This is a genomic window from Paenibacillus sp. EB106-05-06-XG162, assembly GCF_058791655.1.
This window is the reverse complement of record NZ_JBYTDT010000015.1, coordinates 1-26,085: the sequence shown is the minus strand read 5'-3', so window position 1 is coordinate 26,085 and position 26,085 is coordinate 1. Positions and strand designations below refer to the sequence as shown.

Sequence of the window (26,085 nt, the reverse complement as noted above, 5' to 3'; positions counted from 1 at the left end):
TTCAACAAATACATGGAGCAGTTTGCCGGTGGCAGCTGCTCCATGTATTTGTTGATGGTATTATGCGCGGTGACGGAAAGAAATTACCACCGGCTGCTATCATTTCTTAATCTACTAATAGTAAGTTTAAGCGAGTAATAACCGACTATTCAACTAACCTTTAAATTCCCTAAAGATTGTTAGCTGCGCGAACATTACGAGATAATAGGCATCGGAATGATAGATATGAGACGACGAGTAGTATAGAGACGATTATAAATAATACAGCGCCACTTGTCTGGATGAATACGTTACCGCCTATATAAGGTCCAATGGAACGAGATATATCCCAATGTGTTCCATGAATTGAGAAGTATAGCCCTCGATTCGTAACTGGTGCAATACCAGCGACGTACTGATGAAGCCTGGTAAGTCCTAAGCTTTCTCCGATTGTCATCGTCAATTGAGCCACCAGTAAAGGCCACAACACGGAGGAGAACCCGTATAAAAGTGATGTCATGGTATAACAGAGACAAGTGATTAACATGATGGTTATGAGCGACACATGCTCCGTTTTTTTGATAAGCCAGACTTGCAGTCCAACAGATAGGCAAGCTTTTACGGTAGCCAGAATAGCGATCACAGACAAGTGATTGGTAAAGATAGCTTGCACATGTATACGAAAAGTTGTTTCTGTCTGTGCATAAAAGAAACTGATTGGTAATGTACACAACATAAGAAGGATTACATGCTGATGAAGGAATACGAACTGTTTTGTTCGTCTGAATACAGATCGTGACTTATCTATAGAACGATCGGTCTGAGAATCTTGAACAACGACCGTTGCCAAAGGTTCATTCAGGTGATTTAGCGGTGCAGTCTCATGGGTGGTCTTCCAAAATACAAGCACGTAGATGAGGAGCGAACATGCTTGCAAACCGAATACGAGAGCGGGCTCCAAGACAAATACCAGCAAACCGAGTACGGGACCAAGTCCTTGCCCGATATACCCCAAGGTGTTTAATACACCATATACTTCCGCACGCTTCTCATCCGGGACGATATCGGCAATCTGAGCCCGTTCTGCCGGAATGTAGAAGGACTGACCAATTCCATTCAGGATATATAAAAATGCGAATAACCAAACTGAATCTGCAAGCATAAATCCGGTCATCGCTCCTATTTGTAAGAACAAGGCAAATATGATGATGGGCTTTCTCCCGTAACGATCCGTAATACTGCCGCCTGCGATCGTAACTACAATCTCTGCTAAAGGTTGCAATCCGACGATAATCAAAGGCAACAGAACGGAACCGTCCAACTTCTCGTATAAGTACAAGAGTAGAAAGGGCGCCAGCATCGAACCAGTTAGACTTGTTAGCAACTCTCCAAACATTCTGACTTGCAGCGTGGTATGATAGTTTTGCACGATATAGTTCCAGGTGTGTTTCAGCTTATTCATGAGTAGTCCCCCTTTTGTTTTTACATTGTAAAGCGGGTGAATAAACGTAAAAAGGGAAGAGTTTACTCATGGTTTTTACAGCTTTTTTAGAAAGGAACCATGATGATGCAATTACTCGAAGATTATTATCGGATACGTACCCCCTATCAGCATATTCCTCTTCATCAAGGGATGACGATTTCTATTGATCAATTATCTGAGCTACTCTGTTGTACTGATCGCAATACCAAGCTGATTATACGCAAGTTAGTGGACCAGGGGCTGATTAGATGGGTTCCCGGCATAGGAAGAGGGAATCGCTCTCAGCTATTTTTTCTCGTGGAATTGGGAGATATCTATCAAAAGATTACAAAAGAGCTTGTCTACCAAGGAAAAATTAAAGAAGCATTAGCGCTTCATCATACCTATAAAAAAACGCTTCCTCTTGCCCATGAACAGTTCCAAAATTGGTTTGACACACAGTTTGGCTATCAGCAAGATTTGTGCAACAATAAACCGCATGATACGTTACGTTTACGTTATGACGATGTGTTTAATATTGTGGACCCCATACACATGTATCTGCGTTCAGATTGCCATATTGTTATGCAAATTACGGATACATTGCTGCACTATGAACCACGCACGATGAGTACGAGAGCTCATTTGGCTCATCATGTCGAGTCTAGTGAGGATGGACGGATCTGGACCTTCTATTTATGCAGAGGTGTGCAATTTCATGATGGAAAAGAACTTGATGCACAGGACGTCCTATATACTTTTGAGCGAGTACAGCAAGAAAATTCCCCTTATACATGGATGACAGAGATAATAGAAACAATGGACGTACTGGATGCGTACACCTTACGTATTCAGCTTGCGTACCCTTGCTACTGGTTTGATCGGTTTGTTTGTAGTCCACATTTGTCCATTATGCAAGAACAAGCTGCTAGACGATCCCAAATGAATGGCGGAAATCATTTAATTGGGACAGGCCCATTCCGTTTAGTCCGAAATGATGAATCGATGGTTGTGCTGGAGGCTTTTTCATCCTATTTTCGTGAGCGAGCTTTGCTTGATAGAGTCGAGATTTGGATCGTACCAACATACGAAGACACGATAGATAGCCAGGAGAGCACCTACGATCTGCAAAGTGTCCCATTCGTAGATCAAGATGCGTCATGTCAGGTAGGAATAGAAGGAGACAGGCGAACTGCACGTATGGAGTGTAATATTACTTTTCTCAGCTTTCAGCAGATGCGTGAAGGTGTTCTATCCTCTCCGTATTTCAGACAAGCTCTTTCTCTGATTCTTGATGCCAAGCATTTGATTTTAGAGGTAGGGGGAGAACGTGCAGAGACCACGGATCGTTTCTTCGCACATGAACTCCTTGGGATGGATGGGAGCGAAGTGGGTCGTGTAATGGGCGGAAATATGGAGGAGATGGCAGAGCTAGCACAACCCGTAAGACATTTGCTTTTACAAAGCAATTATCAAGGCGAAACGCTTCGTCTGTACACGTTTAAGGAAGAAGATCATCGACAGGATGGTGAGTGGATAAAAGCCAGGTGTGCAAAGTATGGTATTAAGCTGGAAGTATTCCACTTTTCCACTGAAGAATTACTAACGCCAGAACGGATGAAGGAAGCAGATCTGATCCATGATAGTGCCACGATCGGGGAAGATGTGGAGCTGTCCTTGTTACAACTTCTTTTGTCTGGGAATAGCTTTCTCCATCAGCATTTTAATGAAGAACAACGTGAATTCATCCAACAGACTGCTCAGAAGTTATACGCGACTAAAGATAGAAGAGAACGATATGAAATTTGGGAAGAGGCAGAAGGCCATTTATTGACTACGTATGGGTACCTGCCCTTATATCGTAATTTAATTACGATGCGCTCACAGCCTGCGTTAACAGGTGTAACAATCAATGCGCAAGGGTGGGTAGATTATTATAAGCTTTGGATGAAAAAAATGTAGTTGAATAGCGAAACGGCAATTAGAACGGGAAGTATAGGTTCTGACTTCCGTTTTTCCATCACCTTAATTATTAGTCATTTCTAGAGATCGGCTGCCTTTTCTCAACTAACGGAGACACGATAGTTCAACAACATGAATAAGATAACCATAGGGGATTCGGCTATTCTGGCGGTGCTGGTTAGTCAAATAGTCGAATAAATGCAACAGTCAAGGGAGTTCAGGATCTAGGCAAGAAGCCAGATTCTGGACTCCCTTTATAATTCTGGGGAAGGTAGATTAAAACGTCTTCCGGACAATAGTCTCAAAAAAGTCACAACATATTCATAGGTCCATCATAAGCAGGCTGTATCTTTATAACATCATCAAGAAGATATGGAGTGTTCCTATGATAGAAATTAGAAATGTAAGCAAAACCTATTATCCGGAAAAATCAACCCCGATCCCGGCTTTGAAAAATGTAGATTTCGTGTTACATAACGGTGAGTTCGTCGCGATCGTCGGAGCTTCGGGTTCGGGAAAATCTACACTTCTCAACATACTTGGAGGTCTGGATAAGCCCGATTCAGGAGAGGTGTATATCAACGAAAGCCCCATGTCAACGTTTGACGATGACAAGTTTTCAGATTATCGGAAAGATCACGTCGGATTTATATTTCAACATTTCCATCTCATGCCTCACCTGACCGTGTTGGAAAATGTAGAGTTGGCTTTAGCCATGAGCTCGTATGAGAAAAATGAAGCACACCAGAAATGCGTACAAGCCATTCAAGAAGTCGGTCTGGAGAATGTGATTCACCATAAGGCTGGCGAGTTGTCGGGAGGACAACAGCAAAGAGTTGCCATTGCTAGAGCGTTGGTCAAGTCGCCAAACATCATATTGGCCGATGAACCGACAGGTGCATTGGATTCTCATACTTCACAAGAAATCATTGAATTGTTGAAAAGAATTTCCGAACAAGGCCGATTAGTTGTTGTCGTCACCCACGATGAATCGGTTGCTAAGCAAGCCTCGAGAATCGTTCGCGTCAAAGATGGAGAGATCATCGAGGACCTGAAACAAAGCGGCGGTGACTTCGTTCAAACAGTGGAAGCTCCCGAGTCTCCCCGGAAACGTTCGTTCCAACTGAAATCCGCATTCAGGCTTTCTTATCATAGGATCAAGGAAAAGAGGTGGCGATATTTCCTTGTATCGATAGGCATTTCCATGGGGATATGCGGATTTTTCCTGGCTATGGCGTTCGGGAGCGGAATCGACAATTATATGCAGTATTCATCCGATAAAGTGATTGACAGTAAAAAGCTGGATTTTAAAAAAGAACAAGATTATATGATCAGCGACGATTATTATGCAATCAAGAAAAATAAACATGTCAAATTGGTGCAGCCTGAATTCGATATATCGGCAAGAATCGAGAAAAAGCCGGACATCATAAGCTTTGACGTCAAACCTTTGCATAAAGAAAAAAACAGAAGCGAATACGCATCGCCGAAGGTGATGTACGGTCAACTTCCAAAAGATGAGGAGCATGGAATTGCCTTGTCAGAAAGTACAGCCCAAAAACTGCTGAAAGAAGGGGAGAAACTAGAAGACTTAATCGGCAAAGAGATCACAATCAAATTTCTGTCCATGGACGAAGTTACGAACTATCCCTCTCGATGGGACACGCAAACCATGAAGATCTCAGCCATTACAGAACGATCATTTATCGGCAAAGAATATTCATACATTCCCTATGATTTCCACACCGACGTTGTCAAACGTTCCAGATTTATCGGAAAAGACTCGGAAATCACGACCAACAACTATGAAGTGTACTTGGACGATAAAAGTTCGATCCAATCGGTCGTGGATCAGTTCAAATCAAGCTATACCATCACAACGCCTGAAAACGTATTGAAAGAGTTAACTTCAACATTCAAAAATATACAGCTTGCTATGACGGGGGTCTCCATTCTGATCCTGTTGATCTCTTCCATCATGGTAGGAATCATTTTATTTATCAGCGTATTGGAGCGGAGAAAAGAAATCGGCTTGTTCAAAGCAATCGGCGGAAGGAAAAGAGAAGTTCGCTGGATTTTCTTCTCGGAAGCAATTCTGCTCGGAGGCATGGCTTCTATTAATGGGACCTTGCTCGGCATCATCGTACAGATTGTATTAAATCAGGCGCTGGAACCGAAGATTCATTTCCAGTTATTAAATATTAACGTATTTACGATACTTATATCGATAGGTTTTGGTATCTTGATTAATGTCGTGGCAGGTACGATCCCTGCGAACCAAGCGGCAAAGTTAAATCCGATTCAACTACTTAAACAGGAATAATAAATTTAAAGAACAGGGTGATAGTCATGAAAAAAATAGCGTATTTGCTGCTCATCATTTCGATCTTAACCGTATTCACTGCATGCGGTAAAAATAATTCGGGACCGACGGACAAGCCTGCAACATCTCAAACGATGCAAGAAAACACGAAGGTTGAAGAAAACGAGAAACCGGACGAGAAACCTCAAGGGAATCCGATGGAAAGCAACCCGATTGAAAATAGTAAAAAAGTAAGAGAAATGATGCCCAGATTAGTAAAAGATATTAAAAAGATAATGATAGATGATGCAAGCAAACTATGGCCATCGTTCAATAATGTGGACAAGCAGATCTTATTGTTGAATCCTTCGAACAAAATGGCCTATCTCATCAACAATCAGAAATCTGACATTGGGCCTAAGGATCAAGTAATCGAGTACAGTACGGATTCCATAAAGGATGTCCAATTGTTGGTTATGCCGTTTCAACTCACGACATTCAATGATCATCCTACCTATGTATTTAACGTTGAATTTGCTGCAGAGGTTTTCTCTAGAGCAGGTGATAAAGCATATGAAGAGATGTTTAAGTTTGTCGTACATGAGGGGATTCATATGCTGCTGCAGAGTGGAGAATCCGTAGAAGGCCTAGGCGCAAGAGCGGAAACCTATCCGGAAGATATCGACAGCAGATATTACCGAAATGAAATGTATCAGTACCTGAAAGCAGCTTCTTTATCTAAGAACAAAGATGAGAAGCTCGATCAGATTCAGCAAGCGGTATATTTTTATGAATTGTATTTAAATAGTAACAAAAAGAATAAGCAGCAAGATGGTTATGATAATATCGAAGGAATGGCCACGTATTTACAGGAAAAAGCCTATCAGCTGCTTATTCATCCCAATGCGACTGCAAAAGAGTTGAACGATCTGACTGCACAAAGTATTATCAGTAATGTTATTTCGACAGATAAAGATAAGTTGCTCTTAAACAAAGGTAGAGAGTGGTATGACATTGGATCCCTGGCGATCGCTGCCGCCGTGGATTTGGAGCTTAATAATAAAGCTATATTCACAACTTCACCTTTAGGATTGTTGAAATCCAAATTCGGCAGCAAAAAAGCAGAAGGCCACGAAAACATAAAAAAGGCTAACAATGATTATTACATTTCATATAATAATCGGTTAAAATCATACGTAGATGATATCGCGTCCAAACAGAAGGATAACAATTATGCCGCAGTCAGAATCCCCGTGACAATCGCAAACTCTTCGTTCACACTCGAGGATATGACCGTGGAATACGAATATAAAGGTAAACCGGCGGAAATACAGACAGCAACAAGGGAAATCGTACTTGGAGATACCCGGATTAAGCTCAACCGAATGAAATCCTTGTTCATAGAGGAACCAATGAAAGCTCCGAAAGCTCCGACGAAGATGGATCCCAACATGGTGTTTGGCTATACGATTGTATATGTTCCTAAAAAGGACATCGAAATCAGCAAGGATAAGCTGCTGACGATCCAGAGAGACGATCTTCTCGTTTTTGACGCCAAATATGAGGAAAAAGACGGAGAGTATCAAGTATTGATAAAATAACAAATCCATGTATTGGAGCAGGCATCTTCATTCGTACGGTATGCACTTTACTGTGAAGATGCCTGCTTTATTAAACGAGGGGACAATAGATGAGACGAACGATATTAATCATAGAAGATGAAGAGAAAATCGCGAATATTATCGCTGACTATTTTACAATGAATGAATACAGAACCCTAATCGCGACGGATGGGAAGGCTGGTCTACAAGCCTTTGAGGAGGAAGCTGTCGATTTGATTATTCTCGATATAATGCTACCGGAAATAGATGGATTCTCCGTATGCAGAAGAATTAGAAAAAAATCGGATGTGCCTATCATCATGCTGACAGCACGCTCGGAAGTAGAGGACCAGTTGATGGGATACGAATTTAGAGCCGACGATTATGTGACCAAGCCGTTCAATCCTGAGATTCTTGTGGCTAAATCTAAAGTTCTTCTGGAAAGAATCCATACTGCCAAAAAAGAAGATGTTGGAAGCAAAGAGACCTTAACGTTAAAAGGAGTTACCATCAATAAACTTACCCGGGAAGTATGGATCCAGAGTACGACTATTGAATTGGAGCCGAAGCAGTTTGATCTTTTGCTGTATTTGATGGAAAACAAACATATTGTCTTGTCCAGAGATCAAATCCTAAATGAAGTATGGGGGTATGATTATTTTGGAAACGGAAGAGTGGTTGACGCCCAAGTCAAAAAACTTAGAAAAAACCTGCAGCATAAAGCCTACCTAATCAAAACCGTATTTGGTTTAGGGTATAAATTCGAGGTGGAGTAATGCGGATGAGAGGGATCGCCTATAAGCTTTTTTTGCTGCATGTCGTCTTATTTGCCGCCATATTTATCATCCAAATCGTCTTTCAATCCATGTATTTCGAACCCTACTATGTACATACGAAAAAGCAAAATATGAAAGAGATCGCACGTACAATCGAATCGAAAATTAAAAATCATGAGCAGACTGACGTGATCAATAAGTATATTACCCAAATGTCGGAGAATAACAACGCTATCATTTCGGTAATGGATTCCGGCCTGCAGCCTCGCTACGGATCACGATTAGACAATAATTACTCGCAATTTGTAGTAAGGACCAAAGACAACAGGGAGTATAAAATCATTGATGACTTTTATACAATCTCATATAAAGAAATAAACGAAGAAGAAAACATCTCCATCGACGGTCTTCTATTGGATGATAAAGAATCTTTGGTTCTCCCGAATAAAATCCGCCTCGGCACACGAATCCTGGAACCATCCCAGATATCCTCGATATTTTTCGAAGGAATCGCTGAAAGTGATCACGACATGATGAATGAGCAGCCGAAGCCCATTGTAATTGAAGGGAAAGTGGTTTCCAAACCAGCGGAAAATAAATCCTTCACAGCGCAAAAGAATGTCCTCATCAAAGAAATGATCAACATGACCAGCAGAAATGAAGGGCAACCGATACCCGATCAAATACATACGGTTCGAGACACTCAGACGTACATTAATAATTTGGTGTTAGTCGAAAATATGGACGGAACAGATCTAGTATTGCTGGCGGTCACTTCTCTCCAATCCGTAGATGAAGTTATCGGCAATTTAAACCAGTACTATATCATATTATTTGTTTTTACATTGATGATTGTTATTATGATCGCTATTATTTTTTCCAAGACATTATCTAAGCCTCTGGTTAACATGAGCGTCATCGCAAATCAGATCGCAAATCAAAATTTCAGTGAAAAATATATCGTCAAGTCCAAGGACGAGTTAGGACAAATGGGCGAAGCTTTAAACAAAATATCTACAAACCTGGAACAGAAAATTAACGAATTAGTCCATGCTAATGATAAACTGGCACAAGATTATGAAATGGAGATGGAATTGAAGGAAAAAGAAAAAGAGTTTGTTGCCAATGTATCTCATGAGTTAAAGACACCTTTAACGGTAATCAACGGCTATGTCAAAGGCATAAAGAACGGGATTTATGAGCAAAATGCTTCGAAATATTATGATGTAATCTTGGATGAAGTCGACCGAATGACAGAAATGATACAAGAAATGCTAGATATTTCGAGACTGGAGTCGCCTACCTATCAACTCACGGAGAGCACGTTTGACTTATGGCACGTCTTTTTGAAGGTTTATGACAAATTTAAAGCGATGGCTGAAGAGAAAGGATTGAAAATCCATTTTGAAATCGATGAGGAAGCTTATGTAACAGGGGATATCAAAAGGATCGAGCAGGTTATCACCAACTTATTTGTGAATGCCGTAAAATATACACAAAGGTACAGCCAAATCAACATCAACATCATCTATGATGACAGTACTCAAAAATATATGTTCAAAATTGAAAATGAAAATACCCGTATCGCAGGTGAAGAAATCGACCGGATTTGGGATCCGTTCTACAGAATCGAGAAATCTAGAAATAAAGAATTCGGCGGGTCAGGCTTGGGCCTGGCGATCGTAAGTCAGATATTGGATCTTCATCATAGCAGTTACGGTGTTCATAACACTGAAAAAGGTGTCGAATTTTACTTTGATTTGTATGCAGTGAATATGGAGTTTTAGGCTATAATGTAAGCCATCAAAATAAGTCATACTATGATACCATTCTTAAGATTGATGACTTGTTGAAAACTTAACTAACGGGTCTCACATTAGCATAATAAATACCTAAGACGCGGCTGTTCTTTATTTGCGGGAGGGGCATTTTCAAGCTCGAGTGGAGGATTGCCCGATCCGGCAATAAACGCCGTCAGGAAGCCATGGTCAAAAACGACAATAAACGCTTCCTTGTAGAGGGCCGTAAGCTGGCGCTATTAAATAAAAATACATTTTTGGTCTTGTGTCATGATCGGAATCGCATTATCACTTGACAACCCCCATGCTTTTCAAAGTGATTTTGGTTGTGACGTTTACTTTTGCTTCAGCGAACGCTTTGCCCCAATCATCCTCCACCTTTTCATACGATTTGAATTGAAATGCTCGCGCGTACAATCCAAGACCGATCGGATCAATTTGATGCTTTTGAAATTTTTCGATTAGCTGTTTGAATTGAACATTCATCTGTTCTTCTATCAGCCGATCCAGCTTGTCTGATTCTTTTCTCATATCGAATGGAAATAGCCGTTCCGACAAAAGGATCCCGACGCCGACTTGCGTCCCGTGAATGAGAAAAATGTACTGCATGAGCGTGATATCGTTATAAGCGTATTTCTTCATTGATCGTCACCTTCAAGCCGATTCGAGCCCTGTCTTTTTGATTGCACCGCCCTTGAGCTAAAAGGACGTTTTTTCATTTTCCAGAGAGGCAGCCGAATGAATGTATCTTTCCAATCCGCCAATCGGACCGGCGCCAGCGGGCTTCCATAAGGGGTTCCGAGCGATTCGAGTGAAACAAGGTGTACCAGTAATGTCATCAGTCCGATCGTGAGGCCGACTATCCCAAACAGAGAGGCTATGATCATCATAGGAAAGCGAAGCAAACGGATAGCCGCGGACATATCATAGTTCGGAATAATGAAAGACGCGATAGCGGTCGCAGCCACGACAATAATCATCAGATTGCTTACGATTCCTGCCTGTACGGCAGCCTGACCGACGACAATCGCTCCCACGACGCCTACGGATTGTCCAACGGGTGCCGGGAGGCGAACTCCTGCCTCTCTAATCATTTCCAGCGTAATCTCCATAATAAGCGCCTCCATGATCGAAGGGAACGGTACTTGCGCTCTGTACTCTCCGATATTAAATAAAAGCTTCAATGGAATCACTTCATAGTTGAACGAAATCAATGAAATATAGGCAGCCGGCAAAAAGACGGCAAGGAAAAAGCCGAAAAATCTCAACAGACGTAAAAACGATGAAACGAGCCAGCGAGTACTGTAATCGTCAACAGTTTGAAAAAATGCGGTAAATCCGGCCGGTGCGATTAAAACGCTTGGCGAACGATCTACCACAACGGCGAATCTCCCTTGTAAAATCTGCGATGCGACTGCGTCAGGCCGTTCCGTTAAAATGAATTGCGGAAACGGGGTGTACGGGTTGTCTTCAATGAGTTCCGCCAATTCCCCTGTATTGATGATCGCATCGACATCCAATTGGCGGATTCGATCTTCCAATTCCCGCAAGACTTCAGGATGAGCGACGTCTGCCAAATATAATATCGAAACCGCGCACGCCGCCCTGCTGCCAACCATGAGTCGTCTGATCTTGAGCTCCCGGTTCGGTATGTAACGACGAATTAACGCAATGCTTTGGCTGGACGTTTCCACGAATCCTTGATGTGCCCCTCGTAAAGAGGCTTCAAGCTGAGGGTCTTCAATTGCCCTCTGCGGCCATCCTTGGCTGTCAATGATGAGAGCGTTGCTGCTGCCATCGACGAACAGAATGCTTTTGCCATGTAAAATAGCGTTTTCGACTTCCGTCCATTCATTCGTTTCACTTATTTGGCCTGCCGTTACGGACAGATCGGAAACTGTGTTGCCGTATCCCTCTTTATGTTTCAGAGGATCTATCACATTGTTGTTTAGGGAGGTCTTATCTACGAGTCCATCCAGATATACGAGCGCAGCCAGACGTTTTAACTGTTTGACTTCAAGCTGCCTAATCACGAGATCGGGGGTCTCCGTAAAAGCTGCAAGAAGTTCGTCAAGGTTGGTTTTTAAATCGGAACTCAAAGAACGATCGATCCAGATATTTCCGGCATACGGGGGCTTCTTTTGGTTCGTTTTCGGATATTTCCTAAACCACATCATGATTTCACCTCCGTCAGCGCTAACTCCATTATAGCCAAACAAAAAATCGTTTAATCGTGATCAGCTCGAAAGCGAAATGCCGGCAATTGGACGGTCGGTGAAAAGTTAGAAAATGAATAAATAATATAGAATGCTTTACAATGAACGGATTTAATAAATACCTGAATACTTAGGTAGATAATTTTAATCTGACAGACTTAACAAGACCGCCCATAGTAGAAACTATGAGCGGTCTTGTTAATGTAGCTAGTATTGGTGGATTTATATTTATCATTTGCAATCACAAAATAATATCGAAAAACGTCGGCGAATTTTCCGAAAACAAAATCTAACTCTATTCCACCTACCCCATGGAATCCAAATGATAATAACCCATCTTCGGAGTAAGTGCATTGGCCTGTAGGAAGCTGGCCTCATGTGGGAACCCCAATGGGCTATGTCGTTGATGTAAATACACCGGGTCAATTAATTGCATCTCTTAAGAAACAATAAGGACAAAAAACCAACAAGCCTAATAGGTCCTGTTGGTTTTTTGTTTTGTTGGGGAGAGGTGTTACATTTTATTAGGCACTTTTTGAATAATATCGGAGTAAATCTTTATTGGACTCGTAAAGCTTCCTTTTGTAACCATATCCTCAATATAAGATGTTGTTGTTACTTGATCTACTTTATAGAAATGTACATAGGTATTTGGATAAGGCGCTAATGATGGATCGGTATTTTCTACAACGGTACCTGCTACATGAGTAGTACCGCCCTTATCATCGGTGACAAACTGTCCTACCAGAGCTGCTTTTCCGTCTTTGATTTCAACGACTGAAGTAGTATGACCATCGTTGAAAAGATAAGTTGTTGCTTTTCCTGCAGGGAAGTAGTAACTATGATTTTTGTAAGTACTAAAAGGAAGTGTTTTAAAACTTGATGTCACAGGAAGCGATATTGATGCTTTTCGTGCAACTTGAAGGTCATCTTGCTCGAGACGACTTACATCGAAGGTATACTCGCTTGATGCTATGAAAACGATTTTCCGTGTTGTTTCATATTGCACATGATAATCTAGGGATTCTGAAACGAAACGAATTGGAACGAGCACACGGCCATCTTTGTTTTTAGCAGGGGCGTCCATTTTTATAGGCTTTTCATTTTTATAAGCTGTTGAGCTGTTCACCTCAATGTTTAAGTAATCCCCGTTCTTGTTCTGTATGGTCGTAATATGAGTATTAGGATTCCAAGCATAAGATAAGCCTAAGGATGCAAGCGTCCGAATAGGTACAAATAGTCTATTATCTTCTTGTATCGGGTGAACATCCATTTGAATAAAATCTCCATTCACATTCACCTCAACCTGACTAAGATTGCTCTTAGGAGTTGGAGCTGCACCCGCTTCAGATGTCAGTGGATGACTTAATAATCCCAATCCCAATCCTAAGGCTAATACCGACAATACTTTCTTCATATCAAAAGATCCACCTACAATTTTGAGTTAAATGCGGTAGTTTACATTTAATGGTTAGACGCACGTTGTAAACATTAAGTTGCGCCGTTGCAATAAGGATCCAAGTTAAAAAGGGAAGACGAATGATTGTCTGCTCTATTCATTTACGTCTTATACCCGATAACCTCAATATCATGTGTGTTACTTGGTGTAAGTAAACGTATTCGCAGTGAGTAAGTACTTCTCGCCTTTTATTTGAATAGAATCTTCTGTTATATTTTCGATTTTCCCGCCTCCAATCAATTGCCCACCAGAGAAGACAAGGATAGGCCACTCTTCGAGTGCTGCCGTATAGAAATGAATCGTAGACGAAAGTGATGAGAACCCTGTATGTCCGAAATTGAAGTTGTATTTCATTAATTTCACCTCAATTTGTATATTCTTCATAATAGATGAAAATTCCTATGTGTATGATGATGGTTTATTGACGACTTAAGTAGGGAGTAATATCAGAATCATCGTTGAGTGAGGAAATAGAGAAATTAACTAAATTAATTGAAATGGATCTAAGCTAGTTTTCTAAAGTGACGTTTTCATAGTTTTTTTAAAATTTTAAAAAATATTCTATATATACATTAGAAAGTTTTCCAAAGCAAATTCCGATATAGTAAGTAGTAAAATTCTTGAGGAGTTGTTAGTGTTGGAGAGTTACAAGGAATTAGATCTTCTATTTGAAGGTCTCAATAGACTAACTGGTGTTCGGGACATTGCCTATCATCGCTTTGGAGAAGGCCGCATTAATCCAGTCTTAAAGACGAATACAGACATCCTAGGAATTGAAAAATGGAAAAATGCGCATGCAAATAACCCGGTATACATCCAACATGATCAGCTGCTTAGTGATATCTGCAGAGAACCGAGGACACTGGTTGTACAGGATGTAAAAAATGATCCTCGTTCGGCAGATGAATTTTTTCTTTTCGGTATTGACAGCATCATGATTATTCCAGTGTTAGTTCAAGACGATTTAAAAGGGATCGTAGTAGTTGCCTCTATCGGGGAACTCCACTTCTTTGATGATGAGGAGATCGAAAAGTCAGAACAAATTGTTGAGCAGTACATAAACATCTTCTAACAAGATATAGAGGTAATGGATGGGAGCGTGGGCTTTGTGAAGATAGCAGAAGCAATTTTGAATTATCTAAAAGCTGCTGAAGTCGAATATCTGTTTGGGATTCCGGCAGGGATCATTGGACCGATTTATGATTCTTTAATTGAAGCCGATATCACACCAATCATTACGAAAAATGAAGCTGGAGCAGCATTTATGGCTGCACGCTACTCTAGTACTTCGGGTAAGCTTTCCGTTTGCGCTGGAGCAGGTGCCGTGGGCGTTAGCAATATGATGAATGGGATTGCCGATGCGCGTCGTGCTAAAGCGCCTATGCTCATAATTGCTGGCTATATCAATCGATGGCAGATGGGTAAAGGAGCTATTCAAGAGCTTGATGGGGAGCAAATGGTTAAACCTGTAACCAAATACAGTAAAACGGTATTGAATGAGAGCGACGTTATTGCTGAACTGGATAAAGCGGTACGCATAGCTTTGACTCCACCATATGGCCCGGTTTACCTCTCAATTCCAATTGATGTTCAACGAGCTGAGTTCACTGGTATTATACCCAATCCACCTGTCCAAGGGGAACTTCAAGGGTTAAAATCGAATGCTGAAAATTTGATTCAAGCTGCTGAATTGATAAACAGTACTACCAAAGGGTTAATTATGGTCGGGCGAGGCGGTCGTGGATTCTCAGCAGAGATTATGCAACTCAGCCAAAAACTCCAGTGGCCTATCATTACAACACCAGCAGGAAAAGGGGTTATTCCTAGCGATTACCCTTTGAATCTAGGGAATTACGGATTTTCCAGTACCGATACTGCCTTGGAATATGTAAATTCGGATGACGCTTCTTGTGTTCTTATATTAGGGACGAGTCTGGGTGAAGCTTCAACGCTTAACTTTAATGAAGTGCTGGTGAAGAACAGAAAGGTAATTCATATTGATCGGGATGTCAAAGAACTCGGAAAGGTTTATAAAACTGACCTCTCCATCCATGACGATCTGATGAATGCGTTACCGTTTCTGATTAATAACACTAAAACTTTATCATCAATATTCACGAGAAGTCTGTCTTTGAACGAACCATATGTGAAGAATCATACTGGGTTGTCACTCCGTTTATTCTTAGAAAAGCTAAAATCAATAATGCCATCAGATATGAGGTATGTCTGTGACATTGGTGAGTTCACGAACTTTGTCTTGAAATATCTCGAAATTCCGACAGGTGGCGATTTCGAGATTAATCTAGATTATGGTGCAATGGGTTCTGCTATTGCTGGGGCCTCCGGATTATACGCTGCGGACCCTACTCGCCCTGTTGCGGTCTTCGCTGGGGATGGCTGCTTTTTCATGAATGGTATGGAGATATTCACTGCTAAGGAATATGGAATTCCTGTAATATTTATCATTATCAATAATGCCATGCTCTCATATGTAGAACGAGGGCAACAGTATTTGTACAAACGTTCAATCCCTGATTACAAGCAAGAGAGAATTTCTATTGCTTCTATGTTGGAAGTAGCCGGTATTCGTTCAATTTCAATTAATCAACTTGAAGACGTCGAAAGTATCCCATCGTTTTTACAAAATCTAACTGGGCCTGGTGTTATTGAAGTTAATACGGATGGAAGTGAACCAGCTCCTATTTTGGATCGTCTTAAGGCACTTGTGAAATAATCATCACTCTAACAATAACAATACGAATATGAAACTATTGGAGGAATAATATCATGGGAAGCTTTAATATTCAAATTAATAAACCGAACAAAATTTTTAACGCCGAGGTAGAGGGTACTTTCTCGCCTGAAGATGGTATGAAATCAATCGAGGCCTATCAGAAGGGAATTTCAACTATTACTCCGAGTGAATACGAAATCCACATTGACTGCACAAAACTGAATGTCTCTCATCCGGATACAATGCCGATACTGGAAGGATGCTTCCAGCTATATAAGAAAGACGGATTCAAAGTAATTAAACTTACGATTTCTAAAAACCCTATTCTGAGCATGCAGCTTAAACGAGTTGGCCGTAAGGTTGAACTGACAAATCTCGAAATTATTGAAGCCTAATCTATTACATTAATTACTCAGAGGAGTGGTTTACCTGACAGCGGTACAAATTCGTGATATTGCGATTTACCATCCGGAAAACGAAGTGTCCAACGATTATTACATTGAGAAATTCCAAAAACAAGGATCAGACGTTACCGGTTTACTCAAAGCGCTAGGGCGTAACAAGCGGTTCATTATCGACAATCCTACTGAAAACTCACTGACCATGGCAGAAGAGGCAGCTAAAAAAGTGCTGCTGAGTTCCGGACTTACTGGTCCGGACCTGGATTTAATTATTTTCACATCCCAAACTCCGGAGTATTTATTACCTAGTAATGCATTAAAGCTACATAATGCTCTTGGTGGGGATTTAAACACGACTTGTTTTGATATCAATGCAAATTGCGCAGGTATGCTTGTAGCTGTGGAACAAGCGGCCCGATATATGATCAGTAACCCTCGAATCGAACGGGCTTTAGTCGTTGGAGCAGATCATTTTTCAGTGCATACACCGGATAATGCGGTGTATCATTCCAACTTCGCTGACTCAGCAGTAGCGGTTTTATTAGACCGTACTACAGGTTCGAAAGGATTTATTGATTCTGTTTATCAGACGGATACATCCGTGATTAACAACTCGTTGTTCCCGGGTAATGGCCTTTCGAATCTGTACCGCGAAGAGTTTTCAGCAAAGGACGCACAAGTTCAATTCATACCGTTTGATGACTCTGTATGTGTTAATTCTGCATTGGATTCGATTCAAACTTTGCTTAGGCGCAATGAGGTAAGCAAGGAGGAGATAAGTGCTTTCTTGTTCTCCCAGTTCTCTTTGGGTAATGTGAAGTTATTATCCGACCGGCTAGAACTTCATATGTCTAAAATACCTTACATCGGTGACAAGTATGGGTATACTGCTACGAATAGCCCGTTCTTGGCTTTATATGATGAAATAAAAGCAGGTAAGATAAAACGAGGCGACTATTTGTTGTTCTGGACTGTTGGAGCAGGTTGGCAAAACGTTTCAATTCTAATCCAATATTAAAATAGAAAAATACCACCCACTATCAAGAACTTAGTAAGGGGTGGTATTTTTCTTTAAAAGTATCATAGGTGTGTAATACAACGTAAAAGGGGGCATTATTGTTTCAATTGTGAGGGGAACTTTGTGTCGACAGACAGATGTCGGGTGACAAGAACATAGTAACATTCCCGATGAGTGACAAGAACTTTGTAACATTCCCGACGAAGTGCAAAAAGCGCTGGAAATCATTTGAGAGCATTTCAGTTCTTCTCATCAGTTCAGTAGGGAATGAGATTAGGCATTTTTGGGGACTTTCATCATGGCGTGACCGTCAATTCAAATCCTCGGCATTTTCGGAAATTGTATGTTAATCGAACCTCAAAGTTTGAAAGAAATATTTGTTACTGTTGTGTCGGAGATAAGCACTGGTTTATTATTTTGTAGGGGTTAGTTTTATTAAGGCTGTACAGATGGCAGTGCTTATAACCATGGTACATATCTTAATCCTTCTCATAGACAGCTATTACAAGAGAAAAGAGAGACGTAAGGGACGTAGCTAAGGGGAGCAGTATTTCCTTTTTCATTACGCTCCCTCAGAGAAAAAGGATTTCCTCACGAATGCTCGCTCATTCGTAGAGCGATCCCTCGAAAACTGACAGCGCGGGCCACGTGTATTTCTTGAGCGATATCTACGCCGATGACCAGATGATGAACGGTAATGTTTTCAATGAGTTGATTTTGCTTATCTTGTGCTTTAAACTTCATAGTAGAGCGACCTCCTGATGGGCTTTTTGAGGCTTTTGACCTCGTGCGTAACCCCATCTTACAGAGGCGCTCGTTTTTGTTCAAACTCCAAATTATTCGTATTATAGGAATTCTAACGGGACATGATAGTCCAATTAAAAAGCAGAAGGCAATTGGCATCTAAGTGGGGAAGTGTGTATTCTCAGCAGATTGTTATAACCAGGCTGCCGCTAGATCGGCAGCCTGCAGTTCACTAAACCCTTCGTTCTTAACTTTCGATAATCTTATCTAACGAGGTTTGTGCATCACGGTTTGCCACTTTAGCAATTTCACGATCCGTTTTACTTCCTCCTTGGATGGTATCCGTTGCATTTGCCTGCTGGTTCAATTGCTCTTCAACTTGTCCTATCCCATGCGCCCCTTGATGATTCCGGCTTGTAGGCATAATTATCACCTCCGTTAACATTTTTGAAAATTCCCAAACTTATTTTTTTGTCAGCTTTACTTCGAATTATTTTGTATTCTAGATCTTCCTTGATCGTTCGGGTCGTTTGATCGTGATGGGCTATGCTTTGGTTTGTTTTTTTTGGGGTTGGTTTTAGTGCTCATTTTATAGTTCACCTCCTCTGTAATCCATAAAGAGTATTTCTCCAAACCGTTATCTTTATTAGAATATTAGGTGCTAAACTAACGGGATAGCGTATGCGGGCCATCCGCCGGCACAGCTTCGCTATATATTTCAACGAGTGGAGAAACAATGATTATAAGAGATTTCTACCCAAATAATCTGGGATATTGTGGTACGATAATCGTAATAGCCGGCATAAACTGTACGTTGGTAGAATGGGTAGAGGGAGAGCAAAAACAAATTGTGCCATCCGTTAAGGAGGCAGGGTACGTAGGTGAAATGATTGGGAAGTTACATAAACAATCATCATCTTGGATGGTCCCGTCATCATTTACCCGCCCCATTTTTGATCATTCGAGAATTGTACAATCAGTAGAAAAACTCAAACATCTTGCTAATAGGGATGAACTCGATATAAATGATGTGGAAATTGTGCAATCAGCTGGAGAACGTGCAATTTCTATGATGAACGGCATTGAAAGAACATCCGGCAATTGGGGAGTCATTCACGCAGATTTGATTCCAAGCAATTTTCTTTTTCATGAACAAGAAGTAAGAGCCATTGATTTTGACGCTTGCGGGCTTGGCTATTTTTTATTCGATTTAGGTTGGACATTTTCATATATTCACCCCGCCTTCAGAAGTCATTTGCTTGAAGCTTATACCAAACACTTCGAATTGCCTCATAATTATGTTGAACAACTGGAAGGCTTCTTTGTAGTAGCCCAACTCGAAACCATGCATTTTTGGATTGGGCTGCCTGAATCTAAAGAATGGTTACCAGGTCATATTAGTAAAATAGCGAGTCGTGAATTTAAGTCCTATTTGAATAAAGAGGAATTTCTGTTTAGCGGTACTCCATACTGGGAGTAGTTTGTTTAATTAACAGGCAGTAGAGCGAGGTGAAAGGAGTCGTATTATCACTTGCTCAAACCTGCGTTTAGATATTGGCAAACATGATATTTCTGTGCAAGAATTGCAAGGCTCCATTTCGTACCATTACTTATAATTATACTTGAAAGAAGGATCTGAATGGATTGGCTAGCCCGCATGAATAACGCAATGGAATATATCGAAACACACCTGTCTGAAGCAATCGATTACGACCAAGTGGCTAGATTAGCCTGCTGCTCAACTTACCATTTTCAGCGGATGTTCTCGTTCATCACAAATGTTACGCTGGCGGAGTATATTCGGCGCAGGCGGCTTACCTTTGCCGCATTTGAGTTGCAAAACACTAGTGTCAAGGTCATCGATATTGCATTGAAGTATGGTTACGAATCACCCGAGGCATTTTCCAGAGCGTTCAAAAAAATGCACGGCGTGGCGCCGATGTCCGCGCGCGACAAAGGTGTTTCACTTAAGGCCTATCCTCGGCTATCCTTTCATATTTCGATTCGAGGAGATGTGGAGATGAATTACAAAATCCAGGAAAAACAAGGTTTTGAAATGTTCGGCGTTTCAACTTTGGTCAATGCCGATGACGTGAATCCGTATATTGAAATACCTCAATTTTGGGAGAGGTGCATTTCCGACGGAACAGTAAAGCGAATTCGTGCCGCCGCAGGTTTGGGGGAACATGGCCAGATCCCACAACCGGAATCAATCCCGATGGACAGAATGATATTCATGGATTGTGGAAGCGTATCTGGGGCGAGTGGTTTCCGAGTTCTAATTACGAATTTGCAAATGGCCCTGAGCTTGAAATGACCTATGATCGAGGCAACGGCATGTACGAAATGGAAGTTTGGATCCCTGTCGTTAAAAAAAGTGAGTCGTAGGCATAGTACTATATCATTATCTTAGTGTTAGGGGCGATTTCCTTTGGAAGGTGTGAACAGAATGGATAATGCAATCATTGCGCAACATGCGCTGACGCAGTACGATATTAACGTTGTATCCGTATCACCAGTAGCTCAAAGCGGCGCTGCGGTTTTCAAAATTGAAGATAATTGTGGATTGCTCTACAGCCTCCGTGTTCACAAATCTAAAATCAGTACGCTTGAAAAGATGTGGACGCGCCCAGATGTGCTGAATTCTGAGCTGGTATGGCTGGATGCGCTTAATCGCGATACGAGTCTCACCCTCCCTGTGCCAAAACGCAATAAGCAAGGGTCATATGTTACACAAGTGGACGATATAAATTGCACGATGCTCAGTTGGGTGGAAGGCGAGCAAAAACAATACTTTACCAGCGAACAAGAATTGAAATCCACCGCTGAAATGACGGCAGCTTTGCACCATCATGCCAGTAAGTGGCAGCCCCCTTCATCTTTTATCCGTCCAACGGTTAATCGTGCACGCATACAGAATGCTCTGGACTTGCTCAAGCAGCCCGTGCGGGAAGGGTTATTAGATGCACACGATGTTCAGATCCTTGAAGCCGCTGGGGAAAAAGCGATGGTCCTGCTCGACACTCTCCCTAAAAATAAGTTGACTTGGGGCGTATTGCACGGTGATATCGTTCCTCCCAATATCGTGTTTGTAGATGGGGTTGCAAATCCCATTGACTTTGGCGCGTGTGGATTCGGTCCTTTTCTCACTGACTTGGCCATCACATTTACCTTTATTCATCCCAATGCCAGACAGCAATACATTGATTGGTATGGAAAGCACTTTCCGCTACCAAATGATTATGTGGCGCAAATAGAAGCATTATTTATTTCGCTAGTGCTAATCGGGATGAGGAACGCTCTTGGTATACCTGAATCGAACAATTGGCTGCCGACGCATGTGAAAAAGTGTGCATCTCGTGAATTTGGCAGGTATGCAAATGGGGAAGGGTTTTTATTTACAGGCACACCATGTTGGGAATGATAAGCAATTATATTTATTAAGAAAAAGATCACTTGATTTTGCTTACTGAAAACAATAGTTGAAATAACGTGAGTTCAAGAGAGGGCCATCCCCACAAAGGATGGCCTTAAAACTTGCCATTACAGCCAGCGCGGAGAACCGTATCAGTACGGATCATTGAACTAACTGGGAACGATAGTTCAACGATGATCAACTAAGACAAAGCATATGCTCCCTGTTCGCGTTAACTTATTATTTATTCATATTTGTAACATTTTCCAGAGCATAAACGTCTAGGGGAGAATAAATGATATACGGAGGGAAACAAGATGAGAAATGTAATGATAAAACCACTGATGCTGCTTATGTTAATCGCCATCTTCAGCATGGGCATTAGCGGTTCCGCTTTTGCTCATAAAGGGAACAATGAGAGTAAACAAGACAGGAAGGACAGCTTGAACGCGGCAACAGCAGTGACCATGATCGTAAAAGGCTTGGATTTAAACATCGACAATATTAAATTTATCAAGCAACCGGAGGCGAGCGACTATTTTACGAAGGTTAAAAACGACGCTTCATACGCGGAATACTTCATCATTGCTCAAATAAACGGGCTAGCAATTCCGAAAGACATTAATCCTTCCGCTAAAGTCACCCGGGAGCAATTCGCCAAATGGCTGTTTAGCGCATTAAGCCATAAGGGAGATTATGCATGGATCGAAATTTTCCAAAGCGTTTCGGATGCCGACCAAGTGACAAACGGGTACATGGACAGTATTCAGAAGTTGCTCATTGCCAAGATCGTATCCCTAGACAGCAAGCAACGCTTCTATCCTAAGAGCTATATCACTCGCGCAGAAGCTGCCGATATGATCAGTAAAACGTTAAAATTCATTCAAAACACAAAATCGGAAACACCTGATCCTTCTCTCGGCCAAGTAAAAATCACTTCATATAAAGAAACAGATTCTGTCACCCGAGTTACGTTATCCACTCTGGCTCCTCATTCTGGATATGGACTCGAGATTACGGGCATCCAATTCTCGAAAGGCATAGCTACGATTCAATATAGACTCGTGCAGCCTGATCCTGACAAAATGTACACCCAAGTCATCACGGAGTTGAAAGCCGTGACTTATATCCCTTCGGACCACAAAGCTGTACTAGGGGCAGTACAACCCACAGCTCCATTCCAAGACTAGTCTTTGTCGGTTAAGGTGGTTCGCAATCAAAACACGATAGTTGAATAAAACATAATGAGCAGGCTGTGGCAGCCTGCTCATTTTATTAAGTGAACGGGCAGTAAAACACATACTTACAGAACTTTAAAATATACACTTCAAACGTAGGTAAAGTACTTTTTAAAATGTATTATCTATATATTTCTTTAACAACCTTGATTATGATTACATTCGAAGACCAAGTATTTACTTGGTAGGAAGCGCTATCAATTAATCCGAATTGAGGAGAATAATGAAAACATCTATCCATACTGAAGTAAGTGAAAAGTTAAATACTTACATGAATACATTAGAGGATCAAGGATATTTCAATGGAGCGGTACTGGTTGCTCAGGAAAACCAGATATTATTGAGTAAAGGTTTCGGTATGACCAATTTTGAGCATGATATACGAAATACTTCAACAACGAAGTTTCGTCTCGGTGCAATAACCAAGAGTTTTACAGCAATAGCTATCATCCAGTTACAGGATCAAGGATTACTTAACGTCAATGATCCAATCGGTTTGTACATATCGAACTATCCAAATGGAGATATCATAACCATAGATCATTTACTTACCAACGCATCAGGAATTCAAGATTATCCAAATTTTCCTTATTATTGGGAAAAGACAATGAGGCTTTATTCGACTATAGAGCAAACAATTGAATCGTTTAAAGATAAACCGCTGCAATTTGCTCCAGGGGAAGGCTACAATTACACAAGCTCGCCCTTCATTTTGTTAAGTTACATCATCGAGAAGATCTCAGGGATGTCGTATCAAAAATATATAACAGATAATATCTTAATTCCTTTGAATATGAGAAATACGGGGGTTGATGATGGCAGAACACTCCTGAAACATTACGCTTCGGGTTACTCAATATGTAAGGGAATTATCCCAACCGAGTATGTAGATATGTCATTGCATGCAGGAGCCGGAGGGATGTATTCCACAGTCGAGGATCTTTATCTCTGGGACCAGGCTTTATCTAGGAACGGAATTCTCAGTCAGCAGCAATGGGAGCAATTATTCGGGAGTAATACCTCGCCATTTGGCAGCTACGGTTGGGTAGTCACAGAACAATTCATCAACAACAAGCCAAGAAAACGGGTATGGCACAGTGGGACCATGAATGGTTTTTATTCGGAGTTTAATCGCTATATAGATGAGAATATCACTATTATAGTATTGAGCAATGTGAACCTTACACCTGTAGATGTCATCTGCGAGTGTTTAGCGAAAATAGTGATGGGTGAAGAAGTCCTTCCACCAAATCCCGTATCTCGGATAAGTATAGCCTCCAATGAATTAAGGAAATTTGCTGGAATTTATAACATTGGTGAAGAGGAGACAACTAGTAAAGACTTCGCAAGGGCAACTGAGTTAAGGGAAGCCTTGGATAAACTATCAAGTATCGATAAGCCTAAATTCGCCGTCGGATTGTTTTATGAAATATTTTACCAGCACGGCATCGACCCTTCAAAAACCGTTGTAGTAACCTATGAAGATGATACCATTTACTTGTTTATGCAAAAAAATAAAGGTGCATGGTTTAAATACGAAATCGTTCCGATCTCAAAACAAGATAACTTCCTAGTATGTACTACGTTGCACGTAAAAGAACAGATAGAGTTCCGAATTGAACCAAACGGACAACTAAGGTTAATTCATATAGATCCGCATGGTCATCGTACTGATGCGATTAATGTATTTCCGATGGGGCAGGATAATTCAAATAATTAAAGAATTATTACAAAGTAGAACTTTTCAATCATCTGATATTTTGCTGCATGAAAAGTCAGGCGACTTGATCTACCCCATGATATGCTCCTATTGAAAGGAGGGATCGCCGTGGATTGGCTTCAACGTATGAACCATGCTATTGACTATATTGAGGACAACTTAGAAAATAATATTGATTATGAACAGATTGCTAGAATTGCTTTATGTTCTGTTTATCAATTTCAACGTATGTTTTCATTTGTACTTGAAATACCTTTATCAGAATATATCAGGCGCAGAAGGCTTACGCTTGCCGCCTTTGATTTACAAAACAAAACGAATAAAGTGATTGATGTAGCCTTGAAATATGGATATGAAACGCCAGAATCATTTTCGCGAGCATTTCAAAATATGCATGGCATGACTCCTACATCAGCGCGCAATGCCGGAAGTCAGCTAAAAGCCTATCCTCGCATCTCCTTTCAAATTATATTAAAAGGAGTTGTAGGGATGAATTATCGAATTGAGAAACGGGATGCTTTTCAAGTTTTTGGATTAGAGGATATATACAATATAGACGATATTGCGAACCAACAAGGCGTATCGATCCCGGAGGTCTGGCAAAACATATGTAAGAATGGCGAGTTTGACAGATTACGCCAGTCGGTATCTGGGGATTGGTGGCGTGAAGGCAATTTCAGCAAGGAAATTGGAGCAGTTTTTGCATACGATTCTTACAAATTCACAAGTAATACCACTTTCCCTTATCTTATCGGGTGTTACAAATCGGAGAATAGTAAGGTCGATGGATATACCGTTGTTGATGTTCCAGCATCGACTTGGGCGGTATTTTCAACATTAGATGATGGAAATGGCAGCGGCAACTATGATTTGCGCTCATTAAAAAATCGGATATTTTCTGAATGGCTTCAAACATCAAAGTTTAATGTTTTAGATGGCGGCAATTTCGAAATGTATTGTACAAACGAAGACGGTTTTGAGTATTGTGAGTTATGGTATCGAATTGAGGAAAAGCAAATAGGATAACCACAAAGCTCGCTCCGCTAATGAAGCACGATAGTTCAATGCTTAAAGGCTGCCATATGGCAGCCTATTCTTATCTAACGGGCAGCATTCCTATTATGAAGAAATATGAGATTTGAGAAATAAAAAGACTCCTTGGTATGATGTTTATGGGTCCCTGATGCTGGCCAGCGTCGGATCCAAAAACAAACCAAGGAGAGACTACAAGATGCATTCTACTCAAAATGAACGAATTA

At 41.1% G+C, this 26,085-nt stretch carries 22 protein-coding genes and 2 pseudogenes; 16 read left to right on the top strand and 8 right to left on the bottom strand.

Features of this window, described 5'->3' with window-relative positions:
• Positions 1–169: 169 nt before the first annotated feature.
• On the bottom strand, positions 170–1,441 hold the full coding sequence (locus AC3WU2_RS24140; RefSeq protein ID WP_492457542.1) for an MDR family MFS transporter: 1,272 nt from the start codon (positions 1,439–1,441) through the stop codon (positions 170–172).
• A 99-nt stretch (positions 1,442–1,540) separates the two neighbouring features.
• Here AC3WU2_RS24140 and AC3WU2_RS24135 point away from each other — a divergent pair, with 99 nt between their 5' ends.
• The 5 genes from AC3WU2_RS24135 to AC3WU2_RS24115 all read left to right on the top strand — a co-directional run bounded on the left by AC3WU2_RS24135 (position 1,541) and on the right by AC3WU2_RS24115 (position 9,869).
• A complete protein-coding gene (locus tag AC3WU2_RS24135) occupies positions 1,541–3,403 on the top strand; it encodes an ABC transporter substrate-binding protein (RefSeq protein ID WP_492457541.1) in 1,863 nt (620 codons plus the stop codon).
• A 385-nt stretch (positions 3,404–3,788) separates the two neighbouring features.
• Positions 3,789–5,726 carry an ABC transporter ATP-binding protein/permease gene (locus tag AC3WU2_RS24130; RefSeq protein WP_492457540.1) on the top strand — a complete coding sequence of 646 codons (1,938 nt, stop codon included), beginning with the start codon at positions 3,789–3,791 and terminating at the stop codon, positions 5,724–5,726.
• A 26-nt stretch (positions 5,727–5,752) separates the two neighbouring features.
• Complete coding sequence (locus tag AC3WU2_RS24125) at positions 5,753–7,306, top strand: hypothetical protein (protein ID WP_492457539.1); 1,554 nt, start codon at positions 5,753–5,755, stop codon at positions 7,304–7,306.
• Between the two features lie 89 nt (positions 7,307–7,395).
• Positions 7,396–8,082 carry a response regulator transcription factor gene (locus tag AC3WU2_RS24120; protein WP_492457537.1) on the top strand — a complete coding sequence of 229 codons (687 nt, stop codon included), beginning with the start codon at positions 7,396–7,398 and terminating at the stop codon, positions 8,080–8,082.
• 131 nt (positions 8,083–8,213) lie between these two features.
• Positions 8,214–9,869, top strand: a complete 1,656-nt coding sequence (locus tag AC3WU2_RS24115) for a HAMP domain-containing sensor histidine kinase (RefSeq protein WP_492457536.1) — start codon at positions 8,214–8,216, stop codon at positions 9,867–9,869.
• Positions 9,870–10,169: 300 nt separating this feature from the next.
• On the opposite strand, the gene AC3WU2_RS24110 is transcribed toward AC3WU2_RS24115, so the two are convergent.
• From AC3WU2_RS24110 to AC3WU2_RS24090, 5 genes and pseudogenes are all read right to left on the bottom strand, one after another.
• Positions 10,170–10,412 carry a Ger(x)C family spore germination C-terminal domain-containing protein gene (locus AC3WU2_RS24110; protein WP_492457646.1) on the bottom strand — a complete coding sequence of 81 codons (243 nt, stop codon included), beginning with the start codon at positions 10,410–10,412 and terminating at the stop codon, positions 10,170–10,172.
• 12 nt (positions 10,413–10,424) lie between these two features.
• Positions 10,425–10,523, bottom strand: a pseudogene (locus AC3WU2_RS24105) (GerAB/ArcD/ProY family transporter); the annotation flags it as partial.
• Positions 10,520–12,058, bottom strand: coding sequence for a spore germination protein (locus tag AC3WU2_RS24100; RefSeq protein WP_492457535.1), 1,539 nt, complete (start codon positions 12,056–12,058; stop codon positions 10,520–10,522). The gene AC3WU2_RS24100 and the pseudogene AC3WU2_RS24105, both read right to left, overlap by 4 nt.
• Positions 12,059–12,611: 553 nt before the next feature.
• A complete protein-coding gene (locus tag AC3WU2_RS24095; RefSeq protein WP_492457534.1) occupies positions 12,612–13,514 on the bottom strand; it encodes a copper amine oxidase N-terminal domain-containing protein in 903 nt (300 codons plus the stop codon).
• 180 nt (positions 13,515–13,694) lie between these two features.
• Positions 13,695–13,940 carry a hypothetical protein gene (locus tag AC3WU2_RS24090; RefSeq protein WP_492457533.1) on the bottom strand — a complete coding sequence of 82 codons (246 nt, stop codon included), beginning with the start codon at positions 13,938–13,940 and terminating at the stop codon, positions 13,695–13,697.
• A gap of 253 nt (positions 13,941–14,193) precedes the next feature.
• Here AC3WU2_RS24090 and AC3WU2_RS24085 point away from each other — a divergent pair, with 253 nt between their 5' ends.
• Genes AC3WU2_RS24085 through AC3WU2_RS24070 form a run of 4 tightly spaced genes read left to right on the top strand, consistent with a single transcriptional unit; the run spans position 14,194 to position 17,709 of the window.
• Positions 14,194–14,628, top strand: coding sequence for a GAF domain-containing protein (locus tag AC3WU2_RS24085; RefSeq protein WP_492457532.1), 435 nt, complete (start codon positions 14,194–14,196; stop codon positions 14,626–14,628).
• 36 nt (positions 14,629–14,664) lie between these two features.
• The gene (locus tag AC3WU2_RS24080; protein ID WP_492457531.1) at positions 14,665–16,290 is read left to right on the top strand and encodes a thiamine pyrophosphate-binding protein; all 1,626 of its coding nucleotides are present in this window, start codon (positions 14,665–14,667) and stop codon (positions 16,288–16,290) included.
• A gap of 53 nt (positions 16,291–16,343) precedes the next feature.
• Positions 16,344–16,685 carry a hypothetical protein gene (locus AC3WU2_RS24075; protein WP_492457530.1) on the top strand — a complete coding sequence of 114 codons (342 nt, stop codon included), beginning with the start codon at positions 16,344–16,346 and terminating at the stop codon, positions 16,683–16,685.
• A 25-nt stretch (positions 16,686–16,710) separates the two neighbouring features.
• Positions 16,711–17,709 carry a ketoacyl-ACP synthase III gene (locus AC3WU2_RS24070; protein ID WP_492457529.1) on the top strand — a complete coding sequence of 333 codons (999 nt, stop codon included), beginning with the start codon at positions 16,711–16,713 and terminating at the stop codon, positions 17,707–17,709.
• 612 nt (positions 17,710–18,321) lie between these two features.
• Here AC3WU2_RS24070 and AC3WU2_RS24065 read toward each other — a convergent pair.
• Positions 18,322–18,453 (bottom strand): annotated as a pseudogene (locus AC3WU2_RS24065) (IS110 family RNA-guided transposase); the annotation flags it as partial.
• A gap of 247 nt (positions 18,454–18,700) precedes the next feature.
• Positions 18,701–18,877 carry a hypothetical protein gene (locus AC3WU2_RS24060; RefSeq protein ID WP_492457528.1) on the bottom strand — a complete coding sequence of 59 codons (177 nt, stop codon included), beginning with the start codon at positions 18,875–18,877 and terminating at the stop codon, positions 18,701–18,703.
• A 312-nt stretch (positions 18,878–19,189) separates the two neighbouring features.
• On the opposite strand from AC3WU2_RS24060, the gene AC3WU2_RS24055 reads away from it, so the two are divergent.
• The 7 genes from AC3WU2_RS24055 to AC3WU2_RS24025 all read left to right on the top strand — a co-directional run bounded on the left by AC3WU2_RS24055 (position 19,190) and on the right by AC3WU2_RS24025 (position 25,852).
• Positions 19,190–19,933 carry a phosphotransferase enzyme family protein gene (locus AC3WU2_RS24055; protein ID WP_492457527.1) on the top strand — a complete coding sequence of 248 codons (744 nt, stop codon included), beginning with the start codon at positions 19,190–19,192 and terminating at the stop codon, positions 19,931–19,933.
• Positions 19,934–20,092: 159 nt separating this feature from the next.
• Entirely contained in the window at positions 20,093–20,770 is a 678-nt protein-coding gene (locus tag AC3WU2_RS24050) for a helix-turn-helix transcriptional regulator (RefSeq protein WP_492457526.1), read from the top strand.
• The gene (locus tag AC3WU2_RS24045; RefSeq protein ID WP_492457645.1) at positions 20,707–20,841 is read left to right on the top strand and encodes a GyrI-like domain-containing protein; all 135 of its coding nucleotides are present in this window, start codon (positions 20,707–20,709) and stop codon (positions 20,839–20,841) included. Before AC3WU2_RS24050 ends, AC3WU2_RS24045 begins: the two co-directional genes overlap by 64 nt.
• A gap of 61 nt (positions 20,842–20,902) precedes the next feature.
• The gene (locus tag AC3WU2_RS24040; protein WP_492457525.1) at positions 20,903–21,877 is read left to right on the top strand and encodes a phosphotransferase enzyme family protein; all 975 of its coding nucleotides are present in this window, start codon (positions 20,903–20,905) and stop codon (positions 21,875–21,877) included.
• 308 nt (positions 21,878–22,185) lie between these two features.
• Positions 22,186–23,058, top strand: coding sequence for an S-layer homology domain-containing protein (locus tag AC3WU2_RS24035; RefSeq protein ID WP_492457524.1), 873 nt, complete (start codon positions 22,186–22,188; stop codon positions 23,056–23,058).
• A gap of 271 nt (positions 23,059–23,329) precedes the next feature.
• Complete coding sequence (locus tag AC3WU2_RS24030) at positions 23,330–24,826, top strand: serine hydrolase domain-containing protein (RefSeq protein ID WP_492457523.1); 1,497 nt, start codon at positions 23,330–23,332, stop codon at positions 24,824–24,826.
• Between the two features lie 108 nt (positions 24,827–24,934).
• Positions 24,935–25,852 (top strand): AraC family transcriptional regulator, encoded by a 918-nt coding sequence (locus AC3WU2_RS24025; RefSeq protein ID WP_492457522.1) that lies wholly within the window; start codon positions 24,935–24,937, stop codon positions 25,850–25,852.
• Positions 25,853–26,085 lie beyond the last annotated feature (233 nt).